Origin of the sequence: Nostoc sp. DedQUE12b (assembly GCF_034530835.1) — a bacterium.
GTDB lineage: Bacteria > Cyanobacteriota > Cyanobacteriia > Cyanobacteriales > Nostocaceae > Nostoc.
The window spans coordinates 22884-30487 of sequence record NZ_JAVRCI010000079.1 but is presented as its reverse complement, the minus strand read 5'-3'; the positions used below and the strand labels follow the sequence as shown (position 1 = coordinate 30487).

Genomic DNA, 7604 nt, shown 5'->3' with positions numbered 1-7604 from the left:
AAATTTACATACACTTAGAAATCGAGAACAACAGACAGCCTGGATTTTATTAACACCCGCATTGCTGCTGTTGTTGTTTGTATTTGCCTACCCGATTTTACGAGCATTTTGGTTAAGCGTATTTACTAGAAATTTGGGAACAGAGTTACAACCTGTATTCTCTGGTTTGGAGAATTATGTGCGGATGGCGGGGGATGGTCGTTTTTGGCAGAGTTTGTGGGCGACAACCGTATTCACAACAGCATCGGTCATCTCAGAATTACTGCTAGGACTGGGGATTGCCCTTGTTCTCAATCAGGCGTTTGTTGGGCGAGGCATAGTGCGTACAACTGCCATTATCCCTTGGGCTTTGCCTACTGCTTTGATTGGTCTAGCGTGGTCTTGGATTTTTAACGACCAGTTTGGGGTTGTGAACGATATTCTGCTGCGCTTGGGGCTGATTAAGACTGGGATTAATTGGTTAGGAGAGCCAACGCTGGCGATGATAGCACTGGTTTTTGCTGATGTTTGGAAAACTACGCCGTTTATCAGTATCCTGTTGCTAGCTGGGTTGCAGTCGATATCACAAGACCTCTATGAAGCTTACTCGGTTGATGGGGCAACTGCTTGGCAAAGTTTCCGTAATATTACCCTGCCATTGCTGCTGCCGCAGATATTAATTTCAGTGCTATTTCGATTTGCTCAAGCTTTCGGAATTTTTGACTTGGTTGCTGTGATGACCGGGGGTGGCCCTGGTGGCGCTACGGAAGTGGTGTCATTGTACATTTACTCCACGGTGATGCGCTACTTAGATTTTGGTTATGGAGCAGCCCTAGTAGTAGTGACATTCTTAATATTAATTGCGGCGGTGGCGATCGCTAGTTTCTTACTTAACAAATACCGTGCCAAAACATCAGGAGCCATTTAAGCCATGAGTGTAACTCCCCAAGCAGTTCCAACGACTCCAGAACGAACAGGGGGAACCAAGTTTTCTCTGAAAAAAATCTTGCTGTTCATCATAGTTGTATTAATAGTGCTATTTAGCCTAGCACCAGCTCTATGGCAATTGCTGACCTCGTTTAAAGTAAATGACGATATTGCAGCCGTTCCTACTGTCTATTTCCCTACACGCTTTACTTTCAATCACTACATTGAGTTATTCACTCGTCGTCCATTTTGGCGCTACATCTTTAATAGTGCTTTTGTGTCGATTACTTCTACTGTTGTAGCTTTAGCGATCGGCGCACCTGCGGCTTATGCTCTGGCACGGTTACGCCCTTGGGGTGAAAAAGTTATCCTCGCCAGCATTTTAATTGTTACCTTATTTCCTGGAATTCTCTTGTTCTTAGGATTATTAGAAATTATCCAAGCGCTGAAATTGGGCAATAATTATCTGGCGCTAATTATACCCTATACTGCGATCAATTTGCCGCTAACAATTTTAGTACTTAAAAGCTTTTTTGAACAATTACCAAAAGACTTGGAAGATTCGGCTAGGGTCGATGGCTATAACACTTTCCAACTACTGTGGCAAATCGTTCTACCCATGACCCTTCCCGCCTTGGTGACTACTGGAATCCTTACCTTTATTTTTGCTTGGAACGAGTTTATTTTTGCTCTCACGTTTATGACGCGTGAAGAGTTGAAGACAATTCCCGTTGCTGCGGCTCAGTTGGGTGGTGCGACAATATATGAAATTCCCTATGGCCCGATCGCTGCTGCAACTGTCATCGGGACATTACCCCTGATTTTACTAGTTTTGTTTTTTCAGCGCCGGATTGTCCAAGGTCTTACCGCTGGTGCTGTCAAGGGATAAGGGGGAGCAGGGGAGCAGGGGAGCAGGGGAAGCAGAGGGGAGAATAATAATTTCTGACCAATGACAAATGACAAATGACCAATGACAAATGACCAATGACAAATGACAAAATGAAAAATGGCTAAACTCGAACTTAAAAACTTGAATAAAACCTACAGTCCTAAAGTCGTCCCTGTCAAAGACGTTAGTTTAACTGTAGATAACCATGAGTTTCTCACTTTACTTGGTCCTTCTGGCTGTGGCAAATCCACCGTCCTACGGATGATTGCGGGTCTTGAAGAACCGACTCGCGGTCAGATCGAAATCGGGGAAGTGGATGTCACCTATAAGCGAGCAGCCGATCGCAATATTGCAATGGTATTTCAAAGCTATGCACTCTATCCCCACATGACGGTGTACGAAAACCTCGCTTCTGGACTCAAGCTGAAAAAAGTACCACCGACAGAAATTAAACAGCGAGTGGCAGAAGTGGCAGAAGTTTTAGGATTAGCAGAGTTAATGAACCGCAAGCCTGGCCAAATGTCTGGAGGTCAACGGCAACGGGTTGCTGTTGGTCGTGCTTTGGTGCGTAATGCCGATGTCTACCTGCTGGATGAACCTTTAAGTAACCTGGATGCACTATTGCGGGAAAGAGTCCGAGCTGATATTAAGCAAATTTTTGCCGCCCAAAAAGTGCCAGTTGTTTACGTCACCCACGACCAAACCGAAGCGATGACGCTCTCCACCAAAGTTGCCTTGCTCAACGATGGCTATGTCCAGCAACTTGACCCACCTGACCGCATCTATAACCATCCCGCTAATCTATTTGTAGCTGGATTTGTTGGTAGTCCGCAAATGAATTTGCTAACTCTGCCTTGTAAGGGACAATATGCGCTCTTGGGTAACTTCCAAGTGCTTCTTCCAGATATACCAACTGTACCACCGCAAATTGTTTTGGGAATCCGCCCCGAAAATGTCCGCATAGCTCAACCAGGTGATACCCAGACTATTCAAGGGAAAGTGTTTTTAGTGGAAAACTTGGGTATGCACTATTTGGTCAGTGTCAAGGTTGAGGGTTCACAAACCGGAGCGATTACGGTACGTGCTTTGTTGCCAACAGACCAAAATTGGAGTAACGAGGATATTACATTAGCATTGCCCCCTGAAGATATTCACTGGTTTGATGTGCAATCTGGCCATGCTCTTGTTAAAAGACAAATGTTAGGCGTCAGTTAAAGCAAGAGACGCGATCAGTCGCCGTCTCTACAATAATCACTGTCCGTTCACTTATTTCGCTCTGACTTTTTAAATTACTGATGACAGAATTGGTGTTTCAGCCTTTCCCAGAATAGCGTAGGCGTAGCCAGTCGTAGACATCGCCACTTAGTAGTTCATTTGAACTATAAATTTCAAATAAAAAGAGAGATAAAAATTGTCTACAAAAGTTGAAACTTTTATCAGATATAGGTTTTATTAAATTCGAGCAAATGTCAAAAAATGAGCGAACGGACAATAATCAGTCTTTCGTAGAGACGGCGATTTATCGCGCTTACTTTGGCTCCATGCCACAATATTCTTTAGGCAACTTAGCAAGATAAACTAAAAACTCAGTATGCCATCCTCAGTCGACGATCAGGTTTTAGACTTTTATGCTACGCTTTTTGATCTCATATTCTCTGAGCCTTTCCGTGGACGAATATCTGAGCTAAGAAGGCTGAAGCCTGTGATTCGTCAGGTTGAGGCTGCGGCAGATGCAGCATCGTCGTCTTTAACTCGTTTTTTTCTGAACCAAAAATTGAGTGAAGCAACTGTTGAGGAAATTTTGAGAGGCTTTGCAGCAATAGGTGAGTTACTCGAATTGGAGAACATTGCCAATCCTAACGTCACCACTGAGGAAATTGTTGAAAATGTCCTCAGTCGTCTGCCTTGTCCGCAGACAGTTCAGCAGACACATGGGCCTGTCTATCGTTTGGCACTTTACACCGTAGTGCAGGTATTAATGCTAGTTGGGCCAGTCATGGCAGAGTGGCAAAAGCTTAACTTCTCCAGCACCTTTGAGTTACCTGGGAGAGTAGTCAACAAACTGAATGAAATCAGTAACCAAATTGATGCTCAGGGTAAGTCAGGGCAAGCTGGAGCCGATGAGAGTTATGAACTTCAGTACCGTGACTATCTGCTGCAACGGTTCCATAGGGTTGAAGCGGGAACAGTCCGAATGACCACCAATTTAGATGTGGACTTGCGTGAGTTATTTGTCATGCCTCGTGTAGTGGTGCAAGAACTTTCTCAAGATGAAGATGGTGCAGAAGCTGATGCTTCAGCATCTTTGATGAATTTAGCAGCAGCACGTCGGCTTTATGGAGAGCGCAATAATCATGATGAAATGCTCCAGCAAAGAACAAAAGGAGAAGAACCAGAGGAGAAATTACCACCTACTGCCCTTGAGCAGGTGAAATGTTCAGATCGTAATGTAATCGTTGGTTTGCCGGGTGCAGGAAAATCTACTTTTTTCGAGTGGTTGCAAGTCAAACTAGCTTCAGTTGAAGAAAAGTTTATCTTGGGGGATCAGCAAGCAATTCCACTACTGCTGCGAGTGCGGCAACTCGATTTGCAGAATCTACCTAGAGGGGCAGCCTTAATTGAAAAGGCAACAGCCAGTAAAGACCGAGCTGATTTAATGCCGGATGGTTGGATTGAGCGACAGATGCAGGCGGGCCGTGTCTTGTTTATGCTGGATGGTTTGGATGAAACAGAACCAGAACTGTGGGATAAATACTTGATTCCCTGGTTATTTGATTTGTTAAAAAGATATCCAAAGTGTCACTATCTGATTTCCTCTCGTCCTGTGGGCTATCCTCCTGGTCTACTTCACCAGCAGAAATTCATCGAGTGTAATTTGTTGGATTTTAATGAATCTCAAATCCAAGAGTATACCCGTCACTGGTGTACTGCTATACGTTTAGCTAGGAATGAGTCTGAAGCAGAAGCACGGCGGGAAGGTGAGGGAGATGGAAACCGGATTGTTGAGAATTTTCAAGACCATCCTTATATTCGCAATCTGGCTCGTAACCCTCTGATGCTTTCGGCTATTTGCCTGGTTAATTACTTTGAAGGAGGTAGTCTGCCAGAAGACCGCGCTCTGCTGTATCGGCTTTGTGTTGAGGGATTGCTCCATAATTGGGATCAGCGGCGCGGAATTCATTCTGAGTTTGGTTTTGACGAAAAGCTCCGCACATGCCGTGAAGTAGCTCTGGCAATGCAGGCAGAGGATCGGGCTGAGTATGATGCAGTTCAGGTACAAGAAATTTTTGCAACAGTTTTGGGAGATTCAGAACGGGCTGTTAGACTGCTGGAACATATTCGCTATCGCACTGGGTTATTGCTGGAACGTCGCCCAGGTATTTTTGGTTTTGCCCATCTTACGTTTCAGGAATATTTAGCAGCAAGGGCAGTCCATGAAGGTAATCGACTTGGTGTCGATAAAGAGCAGTTAGTGCAAGAGCATGATGATGGTCGTTGGAAAGAGGTCATCGCTCTGTACTCTGGTCTAGCAACTACTCCTGCTGTACGTGATTTAATTGAACAATTGATAACCCAGGCAGATACAGAGTCTCTATCTGAGGTGCTGACAGAAGCTTATCTCTCAGGAGGTTCAGAGCTAGCCCAAGATAAAGATTTGCGTCGGCGAGTATTAGAACGAGTAGCGAGCGCGCCAGGTTCCTTTGAAACAGCATTATTGAATCGATTTCCACTGGAGGAAGTTGCACCTATTGCCAATTCGCTTGCTGGTTGCATTAGAAGCAACATTAGACTCAGTGAATCTCACAAATTCTTATCTTTAAATTCAACAATAGTAAATATAAATTTTCTGTTAGAAAAGTTACAAACATGGCAAAATAAGAATCCATTTCAACTCTCAGAAATAATTCATCTTCTACATAAATATGCACCTGATGAAATATTAGCTGAGATGGCAAAAATTACGGATTTATACATTTCAGTTGGCCCTGCTTTCAGGAATAGTCAAGTTTATTATTCTCAGGCAGAGATTGCTTTCATAGGGCTATTATATCGTGATTTTGCCAAGAGACAAGTTGCAGAAGGTTTTGCGGCAGTTTTTCGCATAGTCATAAGTGTATTGTGTAATTCAGAAAATCTTTCATGGAGTACTTTACATGCATTTGAAAGTCTTCGGGGAAGAGGACTAACAGAACTATCGACTCTTCAGAATCCCGAAACAAATCAGGAGTTTGCATTATTAGCAAGAAAACTGGCTACCCATCTCAAGAGTGTCAAGATGGAAAAAGAGCCAATACCGATTCGTGAGAGAGCCATAAAAGCCTTAAACAATTGGGCAAACTTACTTGAAGGCGTGAAACCTCAAGAAAAAACATCTCGTAAGTCTGCATCCGTTAAAACCCAAACTAATAAACCTAAACCTAGAAAGAGGTAAATTATCTTGAGTACTGAGTCAAAAATATCCCCTGCCTTTGAGCAATTTCTTGCCGACACTAGCGAAGATGATAAACGAGATGCAATTGTTATCTACCAAGCACCACCAATTGAAGGTTTACCATTACGTGGTCGCTTACGAGAACTAAAACGACGATTAGATGAAGTAAAAGAACAAGCACAAATTCAAAAAGCCGTTGAACAAAAGGTAATCGCCAACTACCAAGAAGCTAGCCGTGACTTGGGTTACACAAAGCAACCGCTAAAAATCTCCTCTATTGGTACTGGTACACTGCCTGTAGCCACTATCGAAGTTACTCGCAAAACCCTTAAAACTTTAGCAGCACAACCTGGTGTTGTTGCTGTTCTTCCTAATCAAAAAATTCACCTCATCCGACCTCAAAAAGTTGAATATTCAGCACTGATTGAGCAGGAAAACCAAGATAATCTGACTTGGGGTTTAAAACAACTTGAAATTCCTCAACTGTGGCAAAAAACGAAAGGTCAGGATATTAATATTGCAGTCCTTGACACAGGGGTTTATGCTGCTCATTCAGCCCTCAAAGATCGTGTCAAAGATTTTATTGTTATTGACCCACTAGGAAGACGCATCAAGTCAGAGCCAGCCTTTGATTGTGGGCAACATGGTACTCACGTTTGTGGAACGATCGCAGGTGGTCAAACCGCAGAAGGTATTTCTATTGGCGTTGCTCCCCAAGCAAATCTGTTTGTTGCAGGTGTACTAATTGGCGATGCTACTTTGCGAACTTTAATGGAAGGAATTGCTTGGGCAATTGAAAAAGGGGCAGATATTATTAATATGTCTCTAGGCTTAAACTACTATGAGCCTCTGTTTGCCGAAATTCTAGAAATCTTGCTCAATCAGTATGGCATTCTGCCTGTGGTAGCCATTGGTAACGAAAATCACGGTAATAGTAGTTCCCCTGGTAATGCTTACAATGCTTTCTCTGTAGGTGCAGTGGAAAAGATTGAGCCTAGTGATATTGATGTCAGCTTCTTTAGCAGTGGTGCGAGTCTTGTTTTTCCTGGGCAACCAAATAATTTGGTGACTAAACCTGATATTGTTGCCCCTGGTTCTCAAATTTACTCATGTATTCCTCCCACCAAAGGCCCCGACGGTACTTATGAGTACAATTTTATGGATGGTACTTCAATGGCAACTCCTCATGTTGCAGGTGTCGCTGCTCTATTAATGGCAGCAAACCCAACCGCACCCGCAACCGATATAATAAGAGTACTGAAAGAAACCGCTTATCATCCAAACGGTTCTGCGCTCCGACCTTGTAATCGCTGGGGAAATGGATTAATTCAGCCTGTTGAAGCATTGAACGCCCTCACCTTAATATAACTGGGGATA

The 7604-nt window shown here is 43.5% G+C and carries 5 protein-coding genes; all 5 read left to right on the top strand.

Annotated elements, in window-relative coordinates; all coding sequences use genetic code 11:
• Window positions 1–907, top strand: a 907-nt coding sequence (locus RMY16_RS27060; protein ID WP_322738957.1) for a sugar ABC transporter permease, incomplete at its 5' end; no start/stop codon positions are given.
• A 3-nt stretch (window positions 908–910) separates the two neighbouring features.
• The gene (locus RMY16_RS27055; protein WP_322738956.1) at window positions 911–1795 is read left to right on the top strand and encodes a carbohydrate ABC transporter permease; all 885 of its coding nucleotides are present in this window, start codon (window positions 911–913) and stop codon (window positions 1793–1795) included.
• Between the two features lie 117 nt (window positions 1796–1912).
• Entirely contained in the window at window positions 1913–3010 is a 1098-nt protein-coding gene (locus RMY16_RS27050; RefSeq protein WP_322738955.1) for an ABC transporter ATP-binding protein, read from the top strand.
• Window positions 3011–3386: 376 nt separating this feature from the next.
• On the top strand, window positions 3387–6227 hold the full coding sequence (locus tag RMY16_RS27045) for an NACHT domain-containing protein (protein ID WP_322738954.1): 2841 nt from the start codon (window positions 3387–3389) through the stop codon (window positions 6225–6227).
• Window positions 6228–6233: 6 nt separating this feature from the next.
• Window positions 6234–7595, top strand: a complete 1362-nt coding sequence (locus RMY16_RS27040) for a S8 family serine peptidase (RefSeq protein ID WP_322738953.1) — start codon at window positions 6234–6236, stop codon at window positions 7593–7595.
• The last annotated feature ends 9 nt before the right edge of the window (window positions 7596–7604 follow it).

Excerpts from the sequence above, each read along its gene's own strand:
- RMY16_RS27055 (WP_322738956.1), top strand. The coding sequence starts at position 911 with ATGAGTGTAACTCCCCAAGCAGTTCCAACGACTCCAGAACGAACAGGG.
- RMY16_RS27050 (WP_322738955.1), top strand. The coding sequence starts at position 1,913 with ATGGCTAAACTCGAACTTAAAAACTTGAATAAAACCTACAGTCCTAAA.
- RMY16_RS27045 (WP_322738954.1), top strand. The coding sequence starts at position 3,387 with ATGCCATCCTCAGTCGACGATCAGGTTTTAGACTTTTATGCTACGCTT.